General features: G+C 44.0%; 24 protein-coding genes and 2 riboswitches. Of the genes, 6 read left to right on the plus strand and 18 right to left on the minus strand.

Annotated elements, in window-relative coordinates; genetic code table 11:
* Positions 1–15: 15 nt before the first annotated feature.
* The 5 genes from tkt to BN1765_RS17450 form a co-directional block, all read right to left on the minus strand.
* Entirely contained in the window at positions 16–2,010 is a 1,995-nt protein-coding gene (gene tkt, locus BN1765_RS17430) for a transketolase (protein WP_050616305.1), read from the minus strand.
* Positions 2,011–2,044: 34 nt separating this feature from the next.
* Complete coding sequence (zwf, locus tag BN1765_RS17435) at positions 2,045–3,550, minus strand: glucose-6-phosphate dehydrogenase (protein WP_050616306.1); 1,506 nt, start codon at positions 3,548–3,550, stop codon at positions 2,045–2,047.
* 404 nt (positions 3,551–3,954) lie between these two features.
* Entirely contained in the window at positions 3,955–4,617 is a 663-nt protein-coding gene (rpiA, locus tag BN1765_RS17440) for a ribose-5-phosphate isomerase RpiA (protein ID WP_050616307.1), read from the minus strand.
* A 110-nt stretch (positions 4,618–4,727) separates the two neighbouring features.
* Positions 4,728–6,410 carry a glycoside hydrolase family 13 protein gene (locus BN1765_RS17445; protein ID WP_050616308.1) on the minus strand — a complete coding sequence of 561 codons (1,683 nt, stop codon included), beginning with the start codon at positions 6,408–6,410 and terminating at the stop codon, positions 4,728–4,730.
* A 26-nt stretch (positions 6,411–6,436) separates the two neighbouring features.
* Positions 6,437–7,438 (minus strand): LacI family DNA-binding transcriptional regulator, encoded by a 1,002-nt coding sequence (locus BN1765_RS17450; RefSeq protein ID WP_050616309.1) that lies wholly within the window; start codon positions 7,436–7,438, stop codon positions 6,437–6,439.
* A gap of 126 nt (positions 7,439–7,564) precedes the next feature.
* Between BN1765_RS17450 and BN1765_RS17455 the strand changes: the two genes are divergently transcribed.
* Entirely contained in the window at positions 7,565–8,119 is a 555-nt protein-coding gene (locus BN1765_RS17455; protein ID WP_050616310.1) for a maltose acetyltransferase domain-containing protein, read from the plus strand.
* A 432-nt stretch (positions 8,120–8,551) separates the two neighbouring features.
* Here BN1765_RS17455 and kdpDN read toward each other — a convergent pair whose 3' ends face one another.
* The 5 genes from kdpDN to BN1765_RS20835 all read right to left on the minus strand — a co-directional run bounded on the left by kdpDN (position 8,552) and on the right by BN1765_RS20835 (position 14,358).
* Positions 8,552–9,697 carry a KdpD-like non-kinase potassium sensor gene (gene kdpDN / locus BN1765_RS17460; RefSeq protein ID WP_050616311.1) on the minus strand — a complete coding sequence of 382 codons (1,146 nt, stop codon included), beginning with the start codon at positions 9,695–9,697 and terminating at the stop codon, positions 8,552–8,554.
* A 130-nt stretch (positions 9,698–9,827) separates the two neighbouring features.
* Positions 9,828–10,409 (minus strand): potassium-transporting ATPase subunit KdpC, encoded by a 582-nt coding sequence (gene kdpC, locus BN1765_RS17465; RefSeq protein WP_050616312.1) that lies wholly within the window; start codon positions 10,407–10,409, stop codon positions 9,828–9,830.
* Between the two features lie 34 nt (positions 10,410–10,443).
* Positions 10,444–12,477, minus strand: a complete 2,034-nt coding sequence (kdpB, locus tag BN1765_RS17470; RefSeq protein WP_050616829.1) for a potassium-transporting ATPase subunit KdpB — start codon at positions 12,475–12,477, stop codon at positions 10,444–10,446.
* A gap of 106 nt (positions 12,478–12,583) precedes the next feature.
* On the minus strand, positions 12,584–14,251 hold the full coding sequence (gene kdpA, locus BN1765_RS17475; protein WP_050616830.1) for a potassium-transporting ATPase subunit KdpA: 1,668 nt from the start codon (positions 14,249–14,251) through the stop codon (positions 12,584–12,586).
* Between the two features lie 26 nt (positions 14,252–14,277).
* Positions 14,278–14,358, minus strand: coding sequence for a potassium-transporting ATPase subunit F (locus BN1765_RS20835; protein WP_075050824.1), 81 nt, complete (start codon positions 14,356–14,358; stop codon positions 14,278–14,280).
* 463 nt (positions 14,359–14,821) lie between these two features.
* Positions 14,822–14,963, minus strand: a riboswitch (cyclic di-AMP (ydaO/yuaA leader).
* Between the two features lie 278 nt (positions 14,964–15,241).
* Between BN1765_RS20835 and BN1765_RS17480 the strand changes: the two genes are divergently transcribed.
* Positions 15,242–15,613, plus strand: coding sequence for a Na-translocating system protein MpsC family protein (locus BN1765_RS17480; RefSeq protein WP_050616313.1), 372 nt, complete (start codon positions 15,242–15,244; stop codon positions 15,611–15,613).
* A gap of 47 nt (positions 15,614–15,660) precedes the next feature.
* Here BN1765_RS17480 and BN1765_RS17485 read toward each other — a convergent pair whose 3' ends face one another.
* Both BN1765_RS17485 and BN1765_RS17490 read right to left on the minus strand, forming a co-directional pair.
* A complete protein-coding gene (locus tag BN1765_RS17485) occupies positions 15,661–15,975 on the minus strand; it encodes a DMT family transporter (protein ID WP_050616314.1) in 315 nt (104 codons plus the stop codon).
* Positions 15,975–16,316, minus strand: a complete 342-nt coding sequence (locus BN1765_RS17490) for a DMT family transporter (RefSeq protein ID WP_050616315.1) — start codon at positions 16,314–16,316, stop codon at positions 15,975–15,977. The genes BN1765_RS17485 and BN1765_RS17490 overlap by 1 nt, the downstream gene beginning before the upstream one ends.
* A gap of 81 nt (positions 16,317–16,397) precedes the next feature.
* Positions 16,398–16,501: riboswitch (guanidine-I (ykkC/yxkD leader) on the minus strand.
* A 267-nt stretch (positions 16,502–16,768) separates the two neighbouring features.
* Between BN1765_RS17490 and BN1765_RS17495 the strand changes: the two genes are divergently transcribed.
* The 3 genes from BN1765_RS17495 (at position 16,769) to katA (ending at position 21,359) form a co-directional block, all read left to right on the plus strand.
* Positions 16,769–17,335 carry a TetR/AcrR family transcriptional regulator gene (locus BN1765_RS17495; RefSeq protein ID WP_050616316.1) on the plus strand — a complete coding sequence of 189 codons (567 nt, stop codon included), beginning with the start codon at positions 16,769–16,771 and terminating at the stop codon, positions 17,333–17,335.
* A gap of 108 nt (positions 17,336–17,443) precedes the next feature.
* Positions 17,444–19,627 carry an MMPL family transporter gene (locus tag BN1765_RS17500; RefSeq protein WP_050616317.1) on the plus strand — a complete coding sequence of 728 codons (2,184 nt, stop codon included), beginning with the start codon at positions 17,444–17,446 and terminating at the stop codon, positions 19,625–19,627.
* A 265-nt stretch (positions 19,628–19,892) separates the two neighbouring features.
* Positions 19,893–21,359, plus strand: a complete 1,467-nt coding sequence (gene katA, locus BN1765_RS17505) for a catalase KatA (protein ID WP_050616318.1) — start codon at positions 19,893–19,895, stop codon at positions 21,357–21,359.
* 56 nt (positions 21,360–21,415) lie between these two features.
* Here katA and yedF read toward each other — a convergent pair whose 3' ends face one another.
* Together yedF and yedE are read right to left on the minus strand one after the other, a co-directional pair.
* Positions 21,416–21,643: a sulfurtransferase-like selenium metabolism protein YedF gene (yedF, locus tag BN1765_RS17510; RefSeq protein WP_050616319.1), complete on the minus strand. Its 228-nt coding sequence runs from the start codon at positions 21,641–21,643 to the stop codon at positions 21,416–21,418.
* The gene (yedE, locus tag BN1765_RS17515; RefSeq protein ID WP_050616320.1) at positions 21,640–22,845 is read right to left on the minus strand and encodes a selenium metabolism membrane protein YedE/FdhT; all 1,206 of its coding nucleotides are present in this window, start codon (positions 22,843–22,845) and stop codon (positions 21,640–21,642) included. Before yedE ends, yedF begins: the two co-directional genes overlap by 4 nt.
* A gap of 219 nt (positions 22,846–23,064) precedes the next feature.
* Between yedE and BN1765_RS17520 the strand changes: the two genes are divergently transcribed.
* On the plus strand, positions 23,065–23,793 hold the full coding sequence (locus BN1765_RS17520; protein ID WP_050616321.1) for a gamma-glutamyl-gamma-aminobutyrate hydrolase family protein: 729 nt from the start codon (positions 23,065–23,067) through the stop codon (positions 23,791–23,793).
* Positions 23,794–23,911: 118 nt separating this feature from the next.
* Here the strand turns inward: BN1765_RS17520 and BN1765_RS17525 are convergent, their stop codons facing one another.
* From BN1765_RS17525 to BN1765_RS17540, 4 genes are all read right to left on the minus strand, one after another.
* Positions 23,912–24,208, minus strand: a complete 297-nt coding sequence (locus tag BN1765_RS17525; protein ID WP_050616322.1) for a BRCT domain-containing protein — start codon at positions 24,206–24,208, stop codon at positions 23,912–23,914.
* Between the two features lie 137 nt (positions 24,209–24,345).
* Positions 24,346–25,122: a sulfite exporter TauE/SafE family protein gene (locus BN1765_RS17530; protein ID WP_050616323.1), complete on the minus strand. Its 777-nt coding sequence runs from the start codon at positions 25,120–25,122 to the stop codon at positions 24,346–24,348.
* A 66-nt stretch (positions 25,123–25,188) separates the two neighbouring features.
* Positions 25,189–25,419: a sulfurtransferase TusA family protein gene (locus BN1765_RS17535; protein WP_147554270.1), complete on the minus strand. Its 231-nt coding sequence runs from the start codon at positions 25,417–25,419 to the stop codon at positions 25,189–25,191.
* A gap of 53 nt (positions 25,420–25,472) precedes the next feature.
* Positions 25,473–26,600, minus strand: coding sequence for an MBL fold metallo-hydrolase (locus tag BN1765_RS17540; RefSeq protein WP_050616325.1), 1,128 nt, complete (start codon positions 26,598–26,600; stop codon positions 25,473–25,475).
* Between the last annotated feature and the right edge of the window lie 33 nt (positions 26,601–26,633).

Below are 26,633 nucleotides of genomic sequence, written 5' to 3' on the forward strand. Positions count from 1 at the left end.
ACGCGGGAACTGTGCTTAACCTTGAACTAATTCTTTTGTTGCGCTGACAACTTTGTCAACAGTAAAGCCGAAGTATTCCATTACTTCATTGCCTTTACCAGAAGCACCGAATGTATTGATTGACAAGCTGACGCCATCTAAGCCGATATAGCGTTCCCAGCCAAGTGATATGCCCATTTCAATGCTTAAGCGGTTTTTGATGGCTCTAGGAAGGATTTGTTCCTTATATTCTTTTGATTGTTGCTCGAACAATTCCCAGCTAGGCATTGCCACTACGCGGATAGACATATTGTCTTTTTCCAATTCAGCTTTTGCTTTTAATGCAAGTGAAACTTCTGAACCTGTTGCGATTAAGATTGCGTCAGGTTGTGCATTTGTTTCTTCCATTACATATGCACCTAGTTTTAGGTCATCGATATTTCCTGCTGTTTTTTCTAATACAGGCAAGTTTTGGCGAGTCAATACAAGCGCAATCGGTCCTTCAGTTTGTTTAAGTGCATATGCCCAAGCATTTGCTGTTTCATTCGCATCAGAAGGGCGGATCACAGTTAAGCCAGGAATTGCACGCAAGGCTGCCAATTGTTCAACTGGTTCATGTGTAGGGCCGTCTTCACCGACTGCGATTGAATCATGTGTAAACACATAGGTTACAGGCAATTTTTGCAAGGCTGCCAAACGGATAGATGGACGTAGGTAGTCATTGAACACAAAGAATGTGCTGACGAATGGTTTAACACCGCCATGTTGAGCCATACCATTACCGGCTGCACCCATTGCATGTTCACGAACACCGAAGTACACCTTTTTGCCTGCATATGAATCGAAGGCAAATCGGTCTTCACCTTTAATATCAGTCATTGTTGAACCTGATAGATCGGCACTTCCTCCGAACATGGCAGGTACTTTCTTCACATAGTGATTGATGCTGTTTCCGCTTGCCACACGAGTAGAAACGGCTTTATCAGTTGAGAATGTAAGCAGGTCGCTCGCTTCAATCAATGCTTTGCCATCGATTGCATTCTGCAGCTCCTCAGCCAATTCAGGATATTTTTCTTTATAAGCATTGAAAAGTTCTTTCCAGCTGTTTTCTTCTTTAATGCCTTTTTGTTTTAATTCCTCAAAATGCGCTTTTACTTCTTCAGGCACATAGAAATCTTCGCCGTAGTCCCAGCCGTATGCTCTTTTAACAGCGACTGCTTCTTCCACTCCAATTGGCGCACCGTGCGCTTTGTTAGTGCCGGCTACTTTTTCGCTACCGAATCCAATGATTGTTTTGACTTCAATCAATGTAGGTTGTTCTGTATTTTGTTTTGCTTCTTCAATTGCTTTAGCGATTGCTTCAACGTCATTTCCTTCTTCAACAAGGATATGCTGCCAATGTGCAGATTCTGCTCTTTTCTTAATATCTTCAGAGAATGAGAAGTTCAATTCTCCATCAAGAGAAATGCTGTTTGAGTCATACAAGGCAATCAATTTGCCCAATTTCATGTGTCCAGCCATTGACATTGCTTCATAAGCAACACCTTCCATCAAGTCGCCGTCGCCTACTAGCGCATATGTGTAATGGTCGATGACAGGGAATCCATCTTTATTGAATTGTGCTGCCAAGTGTGCTTCTGCCATTGCCATTCCGACTGCATTGGAAATCCCTTGTCCAAGAGGGCCTGTAGTCGCATCTACTCCATCTGTATGTCCAAATTCTGGATGTCCAGGTGTTTTACTGTTCAACTGGCGGAAATTCTTCAAGTCATCCAATGTTACATCATAGCCGGAAAGATGAAGCAAGCTATAAAGCATAGCTGAACCATGGCCTGCTGAAAGGACGAAGCGGTCGCGGTCGAACCATTTGCCGTTTTCAGGATTATGTTTGTAATGGTTTGCCCATAGAGCGTAAGCCATTGGTGCAGCACCCATTGGAAGGCCTGGATGGCCTGAATTGGCTTTGTTGATTGCATCTATAGATAACGTTCTGATTGCATTAACTGCTAATGTGTCGATTTTATGACTCATTTGCATATTCCTCCTCTGAGCTCTCTATTGTGGGTTAAGCTTGTAATTTTAATGTAGATTCTTTTTCTTCTTCTTCAGGGTCAAGCCACCATGTAAAACCTGATTGTTCAAGCAATGCATAGGCTTCGGCCGGACCATTTGATCCCGCTGGATATTTGTGGAGCGGCACTTTATTTTCTCTGAAGGCATCCAATATTGGTTGTACCCATTCCCAAGCAAGTTCAACCTCTTTCCAATGGGCAAAAAACGTAGAATCTCCGTTCAATGCATCTCCTATCAAACGTTCATAAGCTTCAGGAACATCCTTTTGCTCTGACAGAAAGTTCATTTGTACGGGCTCGATTTGGCCGCCTTTTAGCGGGTTTTTGCTGTTGAGTTGGAAAGTGACGTTTTCGTTCGGCGAAATCTCTATGATTAATAGATTAGGCGAAACCTGTTGCTTTTGCTTGTCGTATAACTCTTTTGACGTATTCTTGAACTCTATGACAATTCGTGTTGCTTTTTCCTTCATTCTTTTGCCGGTGCGGATATAGAAAGGAACGCCTTTCCAGAATGGATTGTCGATCCATAACCGAGCAGCAATAAATGTATCATTCTTAGATGTTTCTAAAATGCCCGGTTCATCCAAATAACCAGGAAGTTTTTTTCCGTCTAGCTCTCCGGCAGAATATTGCCCACGGATGACATTATGCTTCACATCATCGATGTTCAGCGGCCGAACAGCTTCCATGACCTTGCGTTTTTCCTCTCGGATGTTATTCGCATTGATTGTACTTGGCAAGTGCATGGCAGTCATCATCAGCATTTGAAGCATATGATTTTGGAACATGTCACGGATAGCTCCGGTATGGTCATAATAGCCTGCCCGTTCTTCTACACCGACGACTTCGCTTGCTGTAATCTGCACATTCGAAATATGGTGGTTATTCCAAAGAGTATGAAGAATCGGATTAGCAAACTCCAAAGCATCAAGATTCTGAACCATCGATTTGCCCAAATAATGGTCAATTCGATAAATCTCTTCTTCTTCAAAGGCATTGCTCAATTTTTCATTCAGTTCACGTGCTGACTTCACATCATGGCCAAATGGTTTCTCGATGACTAACCGTTTCCAGCCACTCACTGATCCCAAACCGCTTTCCTTAATGCCAAAGGCAATTACATCGAAAAATTCTGGTGCAACTGAAAGATAGAACATTCTGTTTTGCGCTAAACCAAGTTCTTGCTCACGTTTCTCAACCAATTTGAGAAGCTTCTTGTAATCCTCTGGTTGAGTGGCATCGAATTGACCGTATTGGAAGGACTCCAAAAAATCAGTCAGTTCAGCATCGCTTTCCGGTTTTCTTCTTGAAAATGTATACAATGATTCCTTAACATGCGACCGGAAATCTTCGTTAGTCAGATTCCCTCTCCCTAATCCTGTTATTGAAATCGATTGAGGCATTTTTTTCTCAATATATAAATTATAAAGAGCCGGAAAAATTTTTCTTTTTGCCAAATCCCCGGTTGCCCCAAATAACACAAAACTCATCGACTCCATTTTAGAACCTCCCTTTATCCATACCTGACGCTTACGCATCGTGCATAGTACCCCTTTACTAGATAAATGGACTTGTTACAATACAATCGATATTCAAATTGTAACAGTTGGCATTCATATTCATGAGTTATCCATCATGTTTAGGTTACTTAATGTAACCATGGTAAAACTTATTAAATTAAGAGTCAAGCAATATGTGTCGAAATTGTGAATATGTTAACAAACATTGGATTTATAAGGAATTTATGAACATTCACTCATTTTAACCCCTCTTCCTTCATTTGCGTTCCATAAACCGGTCCATCAGCAAAAGATAGGAAACAAAAGAAGAATACAACATATTTTCCTTTTTCCCTCTCTTTTTCAGGATACTTGTTGCACTCCCGCATAACAATCTGTATTAATTATTCCCCCAACAAGATTACCTGTTCATTTTTCATAGTGATCACCCTATCCGCCATATCGACGAACAGGCCGTTTTCCACTACGCCTGGAATATGATTTAAGGCTGATCCCAATGCAGAAGGATTTAGCTCGTTAAAGATGCAGTCAAAAATAAAATGGCCATTGTCGCTGATAAATGGCTTATCACCAGCCATCCGCATCCGGCATTTGCCGCCTAACCCCTCTATTTTTTGTGCCGTAAGATTGTATCCGAACTGAACTACTTCGACTGGCAAAGGAAATGCGCCTAATTTAGGGACACATTTTGTTGAATCGGCAACAACAATGAAGCGGTCGGCTGTGTGGGCAATGATTTTTTCTCTCAACAATGCTCCGCCTCCCCCTTTGATCAACCGAAGGGCAGGGTCCACTTCGTCAGCCCCATCAATCGCAAGATCAATCCTATCGACCTTATCCACGTCTAATAAAGGAATGCCCAACTGCCGAGCGATACTTTCCGTCGCTTGGGAGGTTGGAACACCCTGCACCTTCAATCCTTCCTGAACCATCATCCCTAATTTTTGCAGAGTGTAATAGACAGTGGATCCGGTGCCAAGCCCTACAACCATGCCTTCTTTTATATATTCGGCTGCTTTCTCGCCTACAATCTTTTTCTCATTCATAACGTAACCCCCCAATTCTGATGATATCTATGATATATCCCCTTTTAACAGGGTAATCATCTATAAGCATACAAAAAGAAAGGCCCCCGTGCTTAACAGGAGCCTTCAGATTATGAACGGTATAAATAGACAAGGCACTCAAATGGTCGCAAAACAGCCGCGCTTCCGTCACAGAGAGCGCTTTCGTAATTTGAGAAGAGCAATTCGCCTTTTCTCCCCTCCAATTCTCCCGGAAATACGAACTCCGACTGTTCATCCGAGAAATGGCAAATAGCCAATAACGTTTCATCCCCCAAACAACGCTTGTAGGCAAATACCTGCTCGTCATCTTCAGCAACAAGTTGGAAATCCCCATATACAATAATGTCATGCTGCTTCCTCAGCTGAATTAATTTCTGGTAAGCATAAAAGACAGAGTTTTTATCTTCTAATGCTTGCTTTACATTTATCTCTTGATAATTAGGATTTACTTCAATCCAAGGTGTTCCGTTTGTAAAGCCGGCATTTGGCGAATCATCCCATTGGATTGGCGTTCTGGCGTTATCCCGTCCTCTTGCATGGATGGCGCTCATCATCTTTTCGTGTGTCCAGCCCTTGCCTTCAACCAAATCCCGATACGCATTCAATGTCTCAATATCTTTATACTGGTCCAGCGCATCAAAAGCGACATTTGTCATCCCCAATTCTTCCCCTTGATAAATATAGGGGGTCCCCTGCATCATATGCAGGCAAGCCGCCAACATTTTGGCGCTCTCCTTACGGTATTTCCCATCATGGCCGAATCGCGAAACGGCCCGCGGCTGGTCATGGTTATCCCAATAGAGGCTATTCCATCCATCGTGATGCAACCCCGTCTGCCATTTCGCAAGAATCCTCTTAAGTTCTTTCAATTCCCACGGGCCATTGTTCCATTTACCGTCAGGACCGTCACCGAGCCCCATATGTTCGAATTGGAAGACCATATTCAACTCATGCCGCTTGCCGCCGGTATAAAGCACGGCATCTTCTGGTGTTACACCAGGCGTTTCTCCGACCGTCATAATATCGTACTTCGATAATACTTCCCGGTTCATTTCCTGCAGATATTCGTGGATTTTCGGCCCATTCATGAAAAAGGCGGAACCATCGCCATAGCGCTGGCCTTCTGGACAAGGGCCATCCGGATAGGCATTGTCTTTTGAAATCATATTGATTACATCCATTCTGAAACCATCAATGCCTTTATTCAGCCACCAACGCATCATCCGATATATGTCTTGGCGCAGTTCAGGATTTTCCCAATTCAAGTCCGGCTGTTTCTTGCTAAACAGGTGCAGATAATAATCGCCCGTAGCCTCATTCCACTCCCAGGCAGAGCCTTTAAAAATCGATTCCCAATTGGTCGGCTCACGGCCGTCAACCGCTTCTTTCCATATGTAATAATCGCGCTTATCTGAATTTTCATTGGACGAACTTTCCTTGAACCATTGATGCTCATCCGAAGTATGATTGACAACCAGGTCCATCACAATCTTCAAGCCTATTTCATGTGCCCGGCGAATCAGCTCCTCCATTTCGGCCATCGTCCCGAATTCCTCCATGATGCTGTAATAATCACTTATATCATACCCGTTGTCATCATTCGGAGAGGCATAGACTGGCGAGAGCCAAATGACATCCACGCCCAGTTTTTTTATGTAATCAAGTTTGGATAAAATGCCTTTAAGGTCTCCGATTCCATCCCCATTGCTATCTTTAAAGCTACGGGGGTAGATTTGATATACGACAGCTTCTTTCCACCATGTTTTCTCCATTCGTCCCACCCTTTCTTCGTAAACGTTTACGTTATTAGCCTCAAAACCGATTCTCTGCTGATGATCTGATGGGGCATCACGCAATTTGGAACGCATGTAGATCCATCCATCACCTGGAACAACATACCCACCGCCTTTTTTCCCATTTCAAACAAGGGCTGGCTCACAGTCGTAAGCGGCGGAATCGCCATTTCTGCAATCAGCAGATTATCATATCCCATCACGGATAATTCTTCAGGCACAGCCACCGAATGCCGGTGCGCCTCTGACAAAATCCCGGCAGCCAGCTCGTCGCTGCAAGCAAAAACCGCAGTCGTTCCGCTATTAATCACCTGTTCGTAAACGGATCTGCCCGATTGGAAACTGAAATCTCCACTATAAATCAGCCATTCAGGTTCAAACGCCAAGCCATGGTGCCTGAATGCCTGTTTGTATCCTTCCATACGCGGGATGCCTGCAATCGCATCCTCCTTCCCGCCATTGACTATGCATATTTTCCTGTGCCCCTGCTTGATCAAGTAGTCTGTCGCAGAGAACGCCGCCATTCGGTCGTCGACTTTTACATATGGAAGCCCGCTGTATGAAATGGTAGACACAAGCACGGCTGGCACACTTGCCTGATGGATACATTCCTCATATTGTGCGGTGAACAGATCACTGACAAAAAGGATTCCTTCCACTCGTTTTTCGATTAGCAACTCCAAATATTGCAGCGTTTTTTCTGTAGAGCTATCCGTATTGCATACAATGGCACTCCAACCTGCTGCATGGACAGCCTCTTCGACCCCGCGAAGAATTTCCGCCGAGAACATCGAAGATACAGTAGGGAATATAACACCGATTGTCTTGGTCCTTTTATTGACCAGCCCTCTTGCTAAAGCATTGGGACGGTAGCCAAGTTCATCAATCGCCTCCAGCACTTTTTGCTTCGTGGCTGGCTTAAAGCCCGGGCGGTCATTCAATATGCGGGAGACCGTAGCAATCGATACGCCCGCATGTTGTGCTACCTCTTTGATCGTAACGCCCATTTCTCCACCTCTTTTTACGTAAACGTTTACTTCATTCTTTGGATTTATTATAATATTGGTAAATATTAACGTCAATCAAGAAGAGCAGCTAAGGTAAATGACCATTCCAACACAGGAGGCGTTTAGATGAAATCTGAAAAAGAAAAAATGATTGCAGGCGAAATGTATCAATCTAACGATCCGCAACTTTGTTCAGACCGGGAACACGCAAGGAAGCTGACTCGGCTGTACAATACATCGAAAGAAACGGATACCGAGGCACGCCAAAACATTTTGGCATTTTTATTGGGCAAAGCAGGAAAACATCTAACGATCGAGCCAGATTTTCGCTGTGATTATGGCTACAACATCCATACAGGCGATTTTTTCTTTGCTAATTTTAACTGTGTCATTCTGGATGTCTGCCCAGTAACATTCGGTGATCATTGCATGCTCGGTCCCGGGGTGCATATTTACACAGCAACCCATCCATTGGATGCCAAGGAACGTGCATCCGGTTTTGAATTCGGCAAACCGGTGACGATTGGCAACCATGTATGGCTCGGCGGCGGATGCATCATCAATCCTGGAGTGACCATTGGAGACAACGCTGTCATTGCCTCCGGCGCTGTAGTGACGAAAGATGTACCGCCATCAACCGTTGTAGGAGGGAATCCTGCACGCGTGCTGAAAAAGATTTAAATGCCTACAAAAAAAGAGGAATAGAAAGCCTAAACTGTACCCTATAGAATAGATACTTTGAAAAGTGGCTATTCTATAGGGTGCTTTTTTGTATATGGAGAAAAAGAATCGGAGAAGAGAAAATAAGTGAAAAATAGAGATAAAACAGCTTTCAGTACCTTTCGTAAAACTGGTCAACTTCAGCAGTGGATATCCAGCCTACCCAATTCCCTCATAACTCTAAAAATCGCATCCATTTGGTCCAGCGTATTACTAACTCTTTTGTTTCCATTAATCTCTCTATCTACTTTGATTATTTTTGTTATAGTTCTAATCATTTTAAATAGGTGGAACGTATGTTGAATAAAAGAGCAGCCAACAACATTATTTTTTCCGTTGAGATGTTTCCGAATAAGGAAGCATCTTTTTCAATTCGGGCGTTTCCAATAATCTTTATCTTCCATCGCTGACAATGGTGATGTCTATATTTCTGGCATTCCTCATAATGCTGTTCACGATTGATCCTTTCCTTACTTCATCCCATCGTGTCCTCGCTGACTGCCCAAGTATGATTTGCGTAATCCGATATTTTTTGGCAATCGAGACGATGATGTCCGCCGGCTTACTCTTCCCTCTCTCTTCAATAATAAAATGGGCATTAAATTCATCCGCCAATGCTTTCCAGCGCTTTATCTTCTGTTGTTTCTCCGCCGAGTAGAATGGCTCTTTTTCTGATGCAATATGGAGTATATATAATTCAGCTTTCATACGATGTGCCATCCGATATCCCCTCCGGATCAACTTTTCGGCAGTGGGTCCGTAATGCACGCACACCATTATACGGTCATATACTCCTAACGGGCCTTCTTCCTTCTCAAAATCAGAATGGATTTTTTCATCCATATCATTGGCCACTTCGCGTAACACTAATTCTCTCAGTGCAGATAGATTGGATTGTTTGAAGAAATGCTGGAGGGCTTGCTCGATTTTGTCCGGTTTATAGATTTTTCCCTCTGCCAGTCGTTTGCGCAACGTTTCCGGGCTGGCATCAATCAATTGGATTTCGTCTGCTTTTTGGATGAAATAATCCGGCACTCTCTCACGAATAGAGATGCCTGTAATTTGTTTGACAATATCATTCACACTCTCAATATGCTGGATATTGACTGCACACCATACATCTATGCCTGACTCCAAAAGATCTTCGACATCCTGATATCGTTTACGGTTCTTACTTCCTTTAATATTGCTGTGGGCCAATTCATCTACGATTGCGATGCCCGGCTGGCGTTTAAGGATTTCTTCGATATTGCACTCACCGAATGTCCGGCTTTTGTAAGTGATTTGTTTTAGAGGAATGCATTCTAAATCTTTCAATTGCTCCACAGTTTCGTGCCGTCCATGCGTTTCCACCAAGCCAATGACGATATCCTTTCCTTCTTTTCTGGCATCATGGGCATCCAGCAGCATTTTATAGGTTTTCCCCACACCTGGTGCTGCTCCAATATAAAGCTTCATTTTTCCTCTATGTTCATTATGTAACTCATCCAAGATCTGTTCTGGTGTCTTTCGGCGTGAATAGTAATGGTCAGCTGCCATTTTCTTCTCCTTTCCAACTGCTCAAAAGGCGTCAAGAACAGCGATTCTTGACACCCTTTAACCCCCGTATTTTCGTCTTATTAACACCCGCTTGAAAAAGCTTGGTCGATCCACTCTTGGGTCCAGCCTCTTATTTATAAAGCTCCTTTAAGGCGAGATTCAATTTCAAAACATTGACCCGTTCTTGCCCGAACAAGCCCAACTCTCTTCCTTTTGTATGTTCCTTGACCAGTTTTTTCAGCACCGATTTACTGATTCCTCCCCTTTCGGAAATTCGGTCAATCTGCACGTAGGCTCCTTCCGGTGATATATGCGGATCTATACCTGAACCGGAATTAGTCAGTAAGTCAGCCGGCACTTCTGATACAGGAACCGTAGGGTTTTGTTTTCCCCATTGAATGATAGACTCTTGCACCCGTTTCTTGAGGTCAGGATTAGACGGGGCATAGTTGTTGCTTCCTGAGCCAGTTCCGTTGTACTCTACACTCGAAATCCGTCCTTGGAAATAGTTCGGATCTGTTACTTTTTGGCCGATCCATTCAGAGCCCACAATATTCCCCTCGCTGTCTTCTATCATACTTCCATTCGCTTTATAAGGCATGAACGCTTGTGCAATCACCGTGGAGACAAGTGGATAGATCAATCCGCATACTATCATCACAACAACACTGAACCGCAGAACCGGAACTGTCAACAATCGCAATTCTTTCACTAGACATACTCCCTCTTTCCTTCATTGAATTGGTTCATATAAATACACCGAGTATGACATCGATTATTTTAATGCCCACAAAAGGGGCAAGAATCCCGCCGAGCCCATACACGCTTAAATTCCTGCCAAGCAATGCGTTCGAACTCATTGGTTTGTAGGCAATCCCTTTCATGGCTAAAGGGATCAGCAACGGAATGATAATCGCGTTGAACACCAAGGCCGATAAAATAGCCGACATTGGCGAACTCAGCTGCATGATATTGAGAGCGCTCATTTGAGGGATGGCAATCATGAACATAGCTGGGATAATAGCAAAATATTTCGCTACATCATTAGCAATACTGAATGTTGTCAATGCCCCCCGGGTCATAAGCAGTTGTTTCCCTATCCCTACCACTTCAATGATCTTAGTAGGGTCAGAATCCAGATCAATCATATTGGCGGCTTCCTTTGCTGCGGTGGTTCCCGAATTCATCGCCAGGCCAACATCCGCCTGCGCCAAAGCAGGTGCATCATTGGTACCGTCCCCTGTCATGGCAACAAGCTTCCCTTGGCTTTGCTCTTCTTTAATGACCGCAATTTTGTTCTCCGGTTTGCATTCAGCGACAAATTCATCAACGCCTGCTTCTCTGGCAATCGTTGCTGCTGTGACTGGATTGTCCCCCGTGCACATGACTGTTTTGATGCCCATTCTCCGCAGTTGATCGAAACGCTCTTTCATACCGGGTTTCACTGTATCCTTCAAATAAATTAAACCAAGAATACGGCCGTCCACAGCTACAGCAAGCGGGGTTCCCCCTTTTTCCGAGATTCTATTCGTTTTCTCATCCAAATCGGATGGTAAAGATCCATTTTGCTGCATTACCCATTGTTTAATCGCCTCTACGGCCCCTTTACGGACAGCCCTTCCGTCTTTTAAGTTAAGGCCACTCATCCTTGTCTCTGCCCGAAATTCTATCATTTCCGCCTCTTTTATGATGCTTCTGTCCGCCACTGTCCCCAATTGTCCGACAAGTGAAACAACCGACTTGCCTTCTGGTGTATCATCATACTCGGATGCAATTGCACTCCAAAAATGCAATTCTTCTTTTGAGCAACCGCCGACAGCCAAAAAATCACTTGCCATACGATTGCCGAACGTAATCGTTCCCGTCTTATCAAGAATAATAGTGTGAATATCCCCGGCTGCTTCCACCGCCTTCCCGGACATCGCGATGACATTGAACTGCGTCACCCTGTCCATGCCGGCAATGCCGATAGCGGACAGAAGGCCGCCAATCGTTGTTGGAATCAAACAAACAAGAAGGGCAATCAATACTGGCAATTCAATCGCGAATCCTAAATAATCCGTAAACAGTGGCAAAGCCATGACGACAATCATAAAAATCAAGGTCAATGCGGTCAATACCGTGTTTAAGGCTACTTCATTAGGCGTTTTTTTCCGCGCGGCTCCCTCGACTAGCGAAATCATCCGTTCCAGAAAGGAATCGCCTGAATCGTTAGTGATTTGTACGGTAATACTGTCTGAGATTACCTTCGTGCCGCCAGTAACCGAACTGAAATCGCCGCCGCTTTCCTTAATAACAGGCGCTGATTCGCCAGTGATTGCCGATTCATCGATCGATGCCAGGCCTTCTATTATTTCGCCATCCCCCGGAATCATTTCTCCCTGCGAAACGACCACTATATCGCCCTTTTTAAGGGTGGTCGAAGATACAGTTACAATCTGGCCGTTTTTTAAGAGATTAGCTGTCGTTTCTTGTTTAGATTTCTTTAACGAATCGGCTTGCGCTTTGCCTCTTCCTTCTGCCAAGCTTTCAGCAAAGTTGGCAAATAGAATGGTGAATAGCAGGATGAAGGTAACCGTCACATTAAACCAAATGTCTGAATTTCCTCCAAACAATCCTGGCATGAATGAAAGGAAGAGTGTTATGACGAACCCAATTTCTACAACGAACATAATCGGATTTTTAACCATTGTAGCCGGATTTAATTTGACAAAAGCTTGCTTAATGGCATTTCCGATTAATCCTTTTTGTTTCGGCTCCTTTAGCGGATGAGGCATCATATTCTTCTGCTTCGCCTGAGTGCCCAGGCCGGCATCTTGATGCACAGCATCAGGATATCCGTGTTTTTTTACTGCTGTTTCGCCCATTTTCTTCCTTCCTCCATTATCAAAGTGTTAAAAATTCAGCAACAGGGCCCAGTACTAATGTCGGGAAAAACGTCAACGCACCGACAATGAGGATGGACCCCAACAATATGCCTCCAAACAATGAAGTATCTGTCCGGAAAGTTCCGATTGTCTCTGGAACAACTTGCTTTTTGGCCAACGACCCGGCAACGGCAATCATGGCGATGATGCTGAAGCAACGGCCAAAGAACATGACCAATCCGGTTGAAATATTCCAGAACAGCGTGGCATCCCCCAGCCCCTCGAAGCCAGAGCCATTATTGGCTGCCGAGGACGTGTATTCATAGACAATTTGCGTCAGGCCATGGAAACCGGGATTGGAAATGCTTTCGCTGCCCAAAGGAGTCCAAAGCGCGATGGCTGAAGCGCCTAGAATGAGTAAAGGATGGATCAGTAATGTAACTGCTATGATTTTCATTTCACATCCTTCCACTTTCTTGCCCAAGAATTCCGGTGTTCTTCCCACCATTAGCCCTGACAAGAAAACGGCAACCAAACAATACATCAACACATTGATAAACCCGGCCCCAACACCGCCGAATACGGTGTTAAGCATCATATTCATCAGCGTGACCATACCGCCGATCGGTGTCAATGTATCATGCATCGTATTGACCGCTCCTGTTTCGGCAGCCGTCGTGACGACAGAATAAAAAGCTGAATCCCCTACACCGATACGCGTTTCCTTCCCTTCCATGCTGCCCAATCCATCTTTCATGCCTAGGCTCTGGAGCACAGAGCTGCCATTGAATTCGGAAGTGAGCGAAACAACGAGCATAATAGCAAACATCACAGCCATGATCGTGAACAGGATTCGGCCCTGTTTTCTGTTGCCGACCATCTTGCCGTATGCGAACGGAAGCGCTGTTGGCAGAAGCATCATCAGCCAGATTTGCAGAAAATTACTGATCCCGCCCGGATTTTCGAAGGGATGAGTTGAATTGGCGCCAAAGAACCCTCCGCCATTATTGCCGACTTCTTTAATCGCTAGGAATGCAGCTACCGGTCCACGTGCAATTTGTTGCTGCTCTCCCGTCACTGTCGTGGCCTCCGCCGTCGCATCAAGCGTCTGCGGCACACCAAGAAAGACAAATACCAAGCCAGACACAAAAGCAATCGGCAGGAAAACGCGCGTTAAGCTTCTCGTGAGATCCACAAAGAAATTGCCGACATTTTTACCCGCCAAGCCTCTTATAATGGCCATCACCGCTGCCAGTGCGGTTGCCGGCGAAATAAACATCAAAAAGACGATGCCGATCATTTGGGATAAATAAGACAATCCCGTTTCTCCGCTGTAATGCTGAAGATTCGTGTTGGCCATGAATGAAATGGCTGTGTTGAATGCTAGTGATGACTCCATCCCCCTAATATGACTTGGATTTAGCGGGAGTACGCCTTGAAATCTAAAAACCAAATAGGCCATAAGCAAAGTTGCAACATTCACTAAAAGAAAAGATAATGCATATAATTTCCAACTTTGATTTTCTTTTTTGACCCCCGATATGCGATACAATACATGTTCAAATCCTCCAAAAATACGATCAAGCTTTGTTGGTTTATCACCAAACACACTTGCTAGATACACCCCCGTCGGCTTTACCATCAAGCCGATGATGACCAGTGAAACAATTATGGAAACGATACTCATTAACACCCTTCCATCCCCCTACGAAATTAAAATTTTTCCGGATTGCATAACGCATACAATAAGTACAAGGAAACGCATATGCCCATTGCCAACAAGAAGAACATCATTATTGCCCACCCCTTTTTTCGATTTCTTTATCCGCCCAGACAATCAGGCCCGCCATCAACAAGGAGGAAATAGCGACTAAGCCTACCATCCATACATCCATCATTCCTAAACACCTCCATTTCATCTGGAAATTTCATCGAAACAGTTGAATTCCGTCCGGGCTTTCCTCCTTCTTAAAGGCAAAATAAAAGGCCAATACATACTTATCTCCTTTTCTTAAAGCACAGAAAAATAAAATTAGGGAGCATTCCCTTTCCGCGTTTAAGTGTTTTTGGAGAAAAAGTATATATTGGCCTACTTAACGCCCAGCAAGCTTTTGCCCTCTTTGCGTTCCGTCTTCCATTTTCCTTTTTCTTTTACATATAGGCAAAACAAAAAGACCTACATCATCATTCAAGCTGCCCTTTCTCTGCGCACCTAAAAAATCGCACAAAAAAGGCCCCTTGATCAGGCGGTCTTTATGACCTCCTTCGCTTTAGCCGACGAAGTTAGCTGACGGGTAGGATGGCGAAAGAGTTTTCTCATCCCTTCTGCATGTCTGCAAAATTAACCCCAAAAGATTGGTTCCTCCGTTCTCGATTAAGAGATTAAGCCGAATTAAATTTGAATTCATCTTACCTTGCTATTACGCTTTGTGCAAACAATAAAATAAGGCTAAATACAGGTAAAAACATCCATAAAAGATGATTTTTTCATAGAAATTATCATAATGCTTATTATTCCTTGTTTTTACTCCTATTTTCAACATTTTTAAATTTGGGGATAACGTGGTAAAAATGAACGGTGTGCATAATCATTCGAACATTAAAACATGCAAAGCGCGACTACTCAGGTGATTATACGCTTTAATGCTATATATTTTTATATAAGTGAGGAATCATTATGGCCATTACGAAGAAAAAACTCGAAAGCGAGCTAAGTGAAGCATTCATCAAACTGCAGCGCGATTTGATTGGAAGAGGGCCCCAGGAAACCAAAACCTATATTGTGGGTGATATGATCATTGTCCGTTTCAAAGGAGTGCTCACCATTGAGGAAAAACACTTGGTCAAGCAGCATAATGGCAGAAAGCTCGTCAAACAGGCACGGCAGATCCTCAGGGAAATGTATAGTGAAAACTTCGAAGAAATCGTCGAAAGATATACCAACTGTACTGTCCAATCCAGCCATAGCGACATCAGCACGAAGACCGGAGAACGGATCGAGGTATTTGTGATGGATACAGATGTAGAGAAGGCATTCGGCTGGATATAAACGTACGTACCTGCAATAGCAGGTACGTTATAATAATATAGTAAATATTAAGCAGTAAGTTTAAGGCCGACTGCCGCGGCAAGGACCATTGTTATAAACAAAAGACGTTTCCAGTCCTTCGATTCACCGAACCAAACCATTCCAATGATCGCACCGCCCGATGCACCGATGCCCGTCCAGATGGCATAAGCCGTTCCCATCGGCAAATCCTTCATCGCCAATGCCAGGAATAAAAAACTTCCCGCAAATGTTCCCAGCATCAAAAAAATAGACAATATATCTTTTCTTTTATGAAACAAATTGATACTAAGGACCCCTGTCATCTCGAACAGCCCGGCAATCACTAAATATATCCAAGCCATCAGGATTCGCTCCCTTCCTCTGATTTCCCGTCACTTACCATTTTTAGCCCGACTACGCCTGCCAGCAAAACAATGATCAGTAGAATCTTGGCAACACTGAAAGGCTCACCGAAAAAAAGAATCCCTGAAACGACAGTACCGGCTGTCCCAAGCCCAACAAATACAGCATAGACCGTACCGACAGGAAGATCTTTCCCCGCCATAATCATTAAATAAAAGCTGACTGCAATCGCTATAGCTGTACCCGTCCATTCCCATGCATTCTGACTATGCTTTAAGCCGACTACCCAAGCAACTTCAAAAATGGCTGCCACAAAGACTTTCATCCAATGTTTATTCATCCGATTTCCTCTCCTTTGCTTTATTTTCAGCTTCTCTTGTGCCATTCAAAAAAAGCCTGGGAGAATGAAGCATACATGCTTTTCTCCCAGGCTTTTATCCTTCCGTGTCACAATCCCGCCAAGGGGTTGCGGCTTTCTCTCGGACCAGCCCAGCCAGACGCTGCGGAACCCTAGAAAGCTAATCTTACTCTATAATTCTCACAATTCAATATACAAACTATACCAAAAACACAAACGGCAAACAAGCAGAGACACGCGCAACTGTTGCCCTCCAGAAAGTCCCCTCCATTCCGCTATTCATTAACTATGAGATCCGGGCATGCATCCAACAGATAGCCATTGCTTCTCTTTCGTGTCATAATAAAGTGAAACTTTGATTGGCGGCGGTTTCATCCACCCCCGATCCAATTAGAATAGTATAGTAACATCTTAGGAAGGGAGGGTTCTTGCTTATGGCCAGGAAAAAAAAGCTTGACCATCATGCTCTGATGAAAGCAACCGAAGGATTACTCCTTGAGAAAGGATATAATGCTTTTACCTTCGGATTATTGGCAGAAAGATTATCTGTGGGCAGAAGTACGATTTACGAATATTATCCCAATAAAGATGAACTCATTATCGCCTATTTGCATGGATTCGCTTATGAACGAGTCAAAGAAAGCCAGGACATCATGCAAATCGAGGATATCCAGGCCAAATTCCGTGAATTTATCCGTGTATTCCTCAAGTATTCCCACATCCAGCTGGTTATTAAGATGCTTGAGCAAATGGAGGAAAAAGGGGCTTATTCGAATAAAATTCAGGTGGTTCGTGAAGTTTCTAAAGAAATCTACAGCGATAGCCTCTTACTGATCCAACAGGCAAAAGAAGCCGGCATGATCAAAAAGGAAGCGAATACTGTTTTTATTTCCTATGTCATTTTTAACTTAATCCAAATCCCCAATTTCCGGAACCAGACGGAGGAAGAGCGTCTTGAAGAAATAATGGATTTTATCTTAAATGGTGTCAGTTGTAAATAATTGACGCCTTTTCTTATGGTGTGACATACTTAAATAGAATTATGCAATAGTTCTGACTATTATCGACAGTTGTGTCGGAAATAAAAAAATGAAGGAGGTTTTCAAGCTATGTTTAAATGGATGGCCACAGCCACCCGATCCAAAAAAGGAATCAGCATCATCATTTCTGTATGGATTCTGGCTGTCATTATTCTGTCAGTCACAGCACCGAAGGCAAAAGATGAAATTTCCAAAGGAAATAGCAGCGGCCTGCCGCAGAGCGCCTTATCTGAAAAAGCCCAAAAAGAAATGGACCGCTATTTTAAAGAAGATGATGGGACGCCTGCCATTGCGGTCTTCACTTCCGCTGAAAAATTGACAAAAGAGCAATTACAGCAAATTGCCGATGCCTCAAAAAACATAAGCGAGAACCATTCGAAAAATGTGAAAGAAGTTTTACCGCTGTACCAGTTGCCTCCCCAGGCCCAGGCAGCGCTCCTTTCTGAAGACGGCACCAGCTTAACGCTGCCGATTACATTGAAATCCGGATTGGAATCAAAAAAAATCACGTCTGTACTGGACCAATTGAAAAAAGATATTAAACAATCTGTCTCAGATCCTATTAAGATAAAAATGACTGGGCCTGCCGCGATTGCATCCGATTCTGTCCAGCTATTTTCAAACGCGGATGTTGTGCTGATCCTTGCGACAGTAGCCATCATTCTGGTATTGCTGATCCTTATCTACCACTCTCCGTTGCTCGCGGTCATTCCGCTGCTTGCATGCGGTATTGTCTATCTGGTAGTCGAGCGCGTGCTTGGGCTGATGGGAAAAGCAGGTGTCCATCTTGACCAGCAATCTTTATCGATTATGTCTATTCTTCTCTTTGCGGCATTGACTGATTATTCTTTATTTGTCTTCGCCCGTTTCCGCGAAGAATTAAAGACGCAAGAGAATAAATATGAGAGCATGTATCAAGCCATGAAGGCTGTATCGGAGCCTATTTTCTTTAGCGGCAGCACCGTTTTTGTAGCAATGCTGATGCTTTTCTTCGCCTCCGATGCCGGCTATAGGAATTTTGCGCCTATTTTCTCGACAGCCATGATCATTATTTTGCTTGGCGGCCTGACGCTGGTGCCTGCCCTGTTCACCCTGTTCGGCAAAAAAGCCTTCTGGCCGTTTATTCCGAAACAAGATGCGAAGGAGAAAGCCAAACAGCCTATTTGGGATAAGATTGGCGTATTTGTTTCCCGCCGCCCCAAAACGATTATTGCTGTCCTTACTCTGATCCTAGTGGTCTTTTCGTTGAATACATTCAATATCAAGTACTCTTTCAATCTATTGAAGTCTTTCCCAAGCGATATGGAATCACGTGAAGGATTTGAAATCCTGGAAGATAAGTATTCACCGGGAAGCCTGGCGCCGACAACTGTTCTTATCACATCGGATGAACAATTGGATGCAGGCAAACTGACCGCCATCGCCCAGGAATTAGAAGCACAAAAAGGTGTGGAGAGTATTACGCCTTCAAGCAAAACCATTGCGCAAAACTATCAGGCAAATGCATCAGATAATGGCAAAGCCGTTACCTTACAGATGATCCTGAAAGATAACCCTTATACACTTGATGCCATTGATACGATGGACCGATTAAATAGCGATAGAACGGATATGCTGAAAAACAGTGGGACTAAGGGAGAGTATCATCTTTATTTCACCGGAGAGACAGCTAAACAAGCTGACCTGAATAAAGCCAATAACCGCGATACCATCGTCGTCGTAGTCCTTGTGACCCTCTTCATCATGGTCATGCTAGGATTGCAGACACGCTCGATCATTGCACCGATTTATATGATGGCGACGATTCTGCTGTCCTATTTTGCAGCACTCGGTTTAGGTATGTGGATCTTTGACCACTTCTTCGGATATGATGCCATGAGCTTCCGGATTCCGCTTTATACCTTTGTCTTCTTAGTGGCGCTCGGAGTCGATTATAATATCATGCTCATTTCGCGCATCAAGGAAGAGCTCGGCTCCTTTTCCCTTAAAGAAGCAGTGCATCGGGGCATCGGCAAGACAGGCGGTGTTATTTCTTCGGCAGGCCTAATCTTAGCTGCCACTTTCGCCGTTTTGACCACCCAGCCGATCCAGGAATTATTTATGTTCGGTTTCATGGTGGCTATAGGCGTCCTGATGGATACCTTCTTAGTCCGATCCATGCTTGTGCCAGCCATTATTCTCCTTCTTGGCAAATGGAGCTTCTGGCCATCAAAAGCAAAAACAGAACCAAAAGAACGAAATATGTCTGTATAAACATCACAACCACTTGAGAAAATGTGACAATTTTCTCAAGTGGTTATTTTTTTGTCGAAAAACAGCCTCTCTTTCCCTCCATATCTTTTCTCCCTAAATAAGTCCACAAAGCCCATAAAACATATATAATTCACAATCTCACATCCTTTCTTCCTATCCAACAATTTTTCCTTATTTATAATTATTATAAAAAAGTATTGATTATATTTTTAAATCTGTTATTATTTAATCTATCAAAAAGATAGATACGAACAAGGAGGCTACTATGGAGAAGAATAAACAATTAACCACAAGCTGGGGAGCCCCAGTTGGCGATAATCAACATTCAATAACAGCAGGTTCAAGAGGCCCTACCCTCATCCAAGATGTCCACTTGCTTGAGAAGCTGGCCCATTTTAATAGAGAACGTGTGCCGGAGCGCGTGGTACATGCAAAGGGTGCAGGCGCCCACGGCTATTTCGAAGTTACGAATGATGTGACTGCTTATACAAAAGCGGCATTCTTATCTGAAGTAGGAAAGCGTACGCCATTGTTTGCCCGCTTTTCAACTGTGGCAGGAGAGCTCGGATCATCCGATACAGTCCGCGACCCGCGCGGATTTGCTGTGAAGTTTTATACGGAAGAAGGCAACTATGACCTTGTCGGCAATAACACGCCGGTCTTCTTTATCCGCGATGCCATTAAATTCCCTGATTTTATCCATACACAAAAGAGAGATCCGCGAACGCATCTTAAAAACCCGACAGCCGTCTGGGATTTCTGGTCATTGTCGCCTGAATCCCTCCACCAAGTGACCATTCTGATGTCCGACCGCGGCATTCCGGCATCGATGCGCCATATGAATGGTTACGGCAGCCATACATACCAATGGGTAAATGCCGCCGGCCAAGGGGTATGGATTAAATATCATTTCAAGACAGAGCAAGGCGTCAAGAATCTGGATGTCGATTTAGCCGCCAAAATTGCCGGCGATCATCCGGACTACCATACGGAAGACCTTTTCAACAGTATTGAAAACGGGGATTATCCTTCATGGAAGCTGTGCGTCCAAATCATGCCTTTCGAGGATGCGAATACATATCGCTTCGATCCTTTCGACGTGACTAAAGTATGGTCGCAAAAAGACTACCCGCTTATTGAGGTCGGAAGAATGGTGCTGGACCGCAATCCTGAAAACTATTTTACCGAAGTTGAGCAAGCTACATTCTCGCCGGGAACACTGGTGCCGGGAATCGATGTCTCTCCGGATAAAATGCTGCAAGGCCGCCTGTTCGCCTATGCAGATGCCCACCGTTACCGTGTAGGGGCCAATCACAATACGTTGCCGATCAACCGCCCGATCAGCCAAGTGAACAATTATTACCGGGATGGCGCTATGCGCGCGGATGATAATGGCGGCCGTTCGGTCTACTATGAACCAAACAGTTTCAGCGGCCCGCAGGAGTCTGCTGAATATAAACGCCCTGCCATTCACGTAGAGGGGATGACAGACAGCGTTCCTTATGACCATAATGACCATTACACACAAGCCGGCGATCTGTACCGCCTTCTTTCTGAGGACGAACGCGCCCGCCTAGTAAAAAATATTGTGGCATCCTTGCAGCTGGTCACTAAGGAAGACATTAAAGTCCGCCAAGTAGAGCATTTCTATAAAGCCGACCCTGAATACGGCACCCGTGTTGCCGAAGGCTTAGGAATTGCGATTCCTGCAGACCAAATCGCAACTATTTAATAGTGTTTTTCCATTAAAAAGCCCGCCTGGACCAGGCGGGCTTTTTCGATATTCATTTAGGCCGAAATATAAAAATACAAATCCTGCCCATTCTTGACAGGCTCTTCAACCAAGCGGTAGCCATGCTTTGTGACTTCCTCAGGCACATTGCGGAATGAAGCCGGACAATCGGCGACCACTTGAAGCACTTCCCCCTTCTGCATATCTTTTAATACTTCCAATGCATATATGACAGGAAATGGACAAGGCTCACCGCGCAAATCCAACGTATAATCGATTTTCATACTGTTTTATTCCCCTCTTTCTTAAAACCTGTCCCAAAACGATAATGTTTCTCCCAATAACGGGCGACAGCAAACCACAATACCAGCAGTAAAAGCGTAGCAAGCAAGGCGGGATATGATCCTAGTTGATCAAGGAGGTTAATCGGTTTTCCACTTTCGACGAGCGCATGGAACACACCTAAATGATCCCATGCATAAGCAAGGAATGTAGCACCGATGACATTTCCGATGAAAACGACCACATAAAGCACTTGGCCTTCCATCATTCGATACATCATCCCTGTTTCGCATCCTCCGGCCAGCACAATTCCGAGGCCAAACAGCAGGCCGCCGATAAACGTACTTGGAGCAGCGATTTTTGTAATCGGCTCCAGCCCATAATACATAATGATAATAAAAGTCGCGATGGTGCTTACAAACATGCCCACGGCAATCGCCTTAGTCATCGTTGCCCGACCGCTGACCCAGAGATCACGAAAAGCAGACGTAAAGCAAATCTGGCCTCTTTCGATCAAAATACCGAATGCAGCGCCGAATAATGCAGCGATTCCCAATACCGTTTTTCCTGCAGCAAAAAAGTAAATAATCAATATCGCATACAAGACAGCAATGATAATTCCTAAATAAGGCTGAATATAGGCATCTTTTTTCTTCATTGAAACCGGATTCCCTTTAAGCAGCACCGGTTTGCCTTTCCACCATTTCGTGCTGACTATTTTAAATCCGAAATATGTGCCTATGGCAGTCGCAATCATGAAAATCCATGAATGAAACGAAAATTGCGGTACCCCTGTAAAAAAGGCAGCCAAATTACAACCAAGCGCTAACCGGGCACCAAAGCCGGCAATGATGCCTCCAATTAATGCCTGAATTAAGCGGCGTTTCTGTTTTGGAATCCGTATCTTAAAATTATTGCTTAATAAAATGGTAATGAGTGCTCCTATAAACATTCCCCAGACAATCCAGCCATCACTTCGGGAAAATGTCGTCCCCTGCATTTTAATCAAGTTATAATAACCCCAATCCGAAATATCCACGCCGAACCACTGAAGGATATGCCCCCCAAAACGAGTGAATTCGCCAGTGACAGCCCAGACTGTTTTAGTGAGCCCAAAATACACAGCACTAAGAACACCTGCAATGCCAATTGCCCAATAAGGATTCCAATATGAACTGAATCCTTTTTCTATCCATTTTCTCACGTTCACAATCCCCTTTAATTGATTTGTTCCCTTATTAGTAATACTAAAAAAACATGGCACAAACAAATGTTTACACTCGAAAGCATAAATCCAACAGCTTTTTTGACACTTTTATACACCAATACAAATAATTTCAACCGTTTCAAAAGCCCGCTTGTGATTATCAAGTCCCTGCAGAAGGGTATAGAAAGATAACTAAACGTGTAAGGAGACAGCAATATGAAAAAAAATCGACCAATTATCGGCATCACCAGTTCTGTACTGGACATAGAAATACTTGGGGAAACAAATCCATGCGTCCAGGTCAACCATCAATACGCTAAGGCCATCGCTGACGTTGGCGGGCTGCCAATCGTCATTCCTGTGGGTGACGAAGAAACAGCAAGGGAAAGCATTGACCTATGTGATGGATTATTCCTCACAAGCGGAGAAGACGTTTCCCCGATGTACTATGACGAACAACCATCCGACTTGCTGAAAATGGTCAATATTCAACGTGATCAAATGGAGCAAACATTGGTTGAATTCGCCATGCAAAAGAAAATTCCTATTATCGGTACTTGCCGCGGACTCGGAACGTTAAATACGGCACTCGGCGGGTCAATGGTGCAGGACATAGAACGAAATCATCGTAAAGTACAGCATAACCAAGACATTTCAAGAAAAAAACCAACCCATGAAATACAAATAAAAGAAGGCACCTTGTTGCATGAGTTACTTGGAAGCTCCACAGCGAAAGTGAACAGCAAACATCACCAGGCAGTAAAAGACGTAGCGGATTCCTGCCGTATAGCAGCGACGGCGCCCGATGGAGTAATTGAAGCAATCGAGTGGAAAGATCCAAGCCAATTTGTGCTCGGCCTGCAATTCCACCCTGAAGAGCTATATGAAACTGATGAAGATATGCGGCATCTATTAGAGAAATACATCGAAGCCTGCCGCTCATAAAGTGAACTTTAATCGGTGGGTCTTATTTTTCCTCATCAATCCTTTATTGATAGGAGAAAAACACCATATGAAAAAGGGCAACTCTTTTAAGGTTGCCCTTTTTCATATGGCCATTATCTCAATCTGCGTCCTCCCGCAGCATCTCCATAAATTCTTTTTCCGTAATTGTATAGGTGCCAAATTTGAATGCAGCTGATATTTTTGTATTGCCGAATCTTTCTCCAACCACTAGAAAGTCCGTTTGAGCGGTAACAGCTCCTTGAAGCAAGCCGCCTTTATGATGAATGTCTGCTGCCACCATCCGCCGGGGTTTGGAAAGCGTGCCGGTTATCACGATTTTCTTCCCGTATATCTTGCTCTTATACTCACGCAGAACTCCCAAAATTGAATCACTTTCCTTTTCATGCTCTTTCATCTCTTATTATAAAGTGAAAACCTTGGCTATGGGAAATTCCTTTTGTATAAGAAGCTGCCAAAAATCAAAACAAAAAAGCAAGGATTGCCTCCCTGCTTTTGTCTTAATTCCGTTAAATGGCTTCAATTGATCCTAGTTTACAAGAATTCAAGCCATATTTTGACTGCTGTCGCCATAATAAGGACAGCCAGGATTCCCTGCAGTATTTTGGTATTCATCTTTTGGCCCGCCTTTGCACCCAATTGCGATGCAATAAGGCTGACAATGATTAATACCAATGCAGGACCGTATAATACCTGGCCCGTCATTACCTTCCCTACCGAGGTGCCGATTGATGAAATAAAGGCGATAGCCAATGATGTAGCAATCGTCATACGGGTTGGGATTTTTAAGACGACGAGCATGATTGGCACAAGAATGAATGAACCGGCAGCTCCAACTATACCGCCGGCTATACCAACAACCAACGCCAATGAAGCAGCTACCCATTTATTGAATGATACTTGGTCAGCAGGCAAATCATCGATCCCTTTTTTGGGGATAAACATCATGATTGTCGCAATTGTAGCCAAAATGGCATATACAAAATTAACTGATGATTCCGTCATGGCCTGGGAACCAAACCCGCCGATGAAGCTGCCCAGCAATACGGCAGTCCCCATATAAATGATCAATGTCTTATTCAGATAGTCGCTTTTACGGTATGCCCATACCCCTGCCAGTGTACTGAAAACTACCTGGAACGCACTGATTCCAGAGACTTCATGCGCTGAAAAGCCTGAAAATCCAAGCATTGGCACAATATACAATAATAAGGGATACATTATGATAGCCCCGCCGACACCTACCATGCCCGATATGAATGAACCAATAAAACCAATGGCGGCAAGCGCCGCAATGAATCCTATGCTCAAGGTGTTTCTCCTCCTTCAAGAGGAAATAACACCTTAGCGATGCTCTTTCCTCTTTCGCTTTTGTGTTTATTCTCCTTTTCGGATCCAAAACGTGAGGATGCCATCCTGTTCGGAAGAATCCACCAATTCATGGCCTGATGATTTTGCCCAAGCGGTTAAATCATTTTTAGCGCCCTTGTCTGTTGTCTGGACCTCTAGCATTTGGCCGCTTTCCAATCCATCCATTGCTTTTTTAGTGCGGACGATCGGCATAGGACATGCCAGTCCTTTTGCATCTACGATCTTATCTGCCTTCAACATATATTATATCAACCTTTCAATCTCTTTTTTATTATTCTGGCATAAGCGGATTAACGGACTGCGCATCGGTTTGGCCCGATTTCCATCTCACCCTGTTCTTCTTCATCAGGAGTTTGCTTGCCCATATTTGTCTGGCGGATATTCTGGTAGGCATTAGGCTGAGGCGGAAGATTTTCCGTTACTAGTTTTCTGAACTCAGCTTCATCTTGAATGTTCAATCCGTGGTTTTTCTTGAACAATTCACCCAGTTTTTTGCCCACAGAACCGTCTTCATTCAATTCATCAATGATCATGAAATGGGCTGGCAGGACGATTAACTCATCCGATAATTCTTTATAGCGGCTGTACAGTGTTTCTCTCAAATCGCCGACCCAGTCTTCAGCCAATCCGGCTAAATCAGGTCTGCCGATTGAATCAATGAATAAAATGTCGCCTGATAATAAATAGCGGCCATCGATAATGAAAGATGTGGAGCCGATTGTGTGTCCTGGTGAATATAAAGCATGGATATGGATATCCGTGTGGCCGATCGTTAGATCATTGCCGTCCTCCAAGCGGTTATATGCAAAAACCACTTCCTCCGCGTCCTTAGGCGGCAACCAATAAGCCGCGCCAGTTGCTTCGGCGATTTTTCTGCCTCCGGAAATATGGTCGGCATGCAAATGTGTGTCAAATACATGTTTAATAGTTGCGTTCTTTTCCTTGGCAAAATCGAGAAAGACGTCAATCATGCGGGTTGCATCTATAATGGCGGCCTCTCCATCCGATATGGCCATATAAGATAAACATCCTTTTCCGATGCGGACAAACTGGTACAATTCGCCCCCATCTTTCAAATCGCCGATTTTGACAGGTTCAAGATGCTCGCTCCAAGCTTTCATTCCGCCTTTCAGATATGAAACATCCAATCCTGCATCCGACAGCATTTCAGCCACCATGAGGGATGAACCCTCTTTAGCGCAAACAACCAATATGTCTTTATCCTTTGGCAGCTGATCAAGTATGCTTTCTACGCCGTCCAAAAGATCAAAATATGGAATGTTTAGATAGTCAAAATGTTTTCCTTCAATTTTCCAATCATTAAATGCATCTGTATTCCGAACATCCAGGATAAAGAGTGTATCCTGATTAAATACTTTTTTGGTTACTTCACTTGCAGTCATTGCTTTAAAACTCATTCATTTTACCCCCCGGAGTATATTTTTTTCTAA

It is taken from the genome of Bacillus testis (genome assembly GCF_001243895.1).
GTDB lineage: Bacteria > Bacillota > Bacilli > Bacillales > DSM-1321 > Bacillus_AD > Bacillus_AD testis.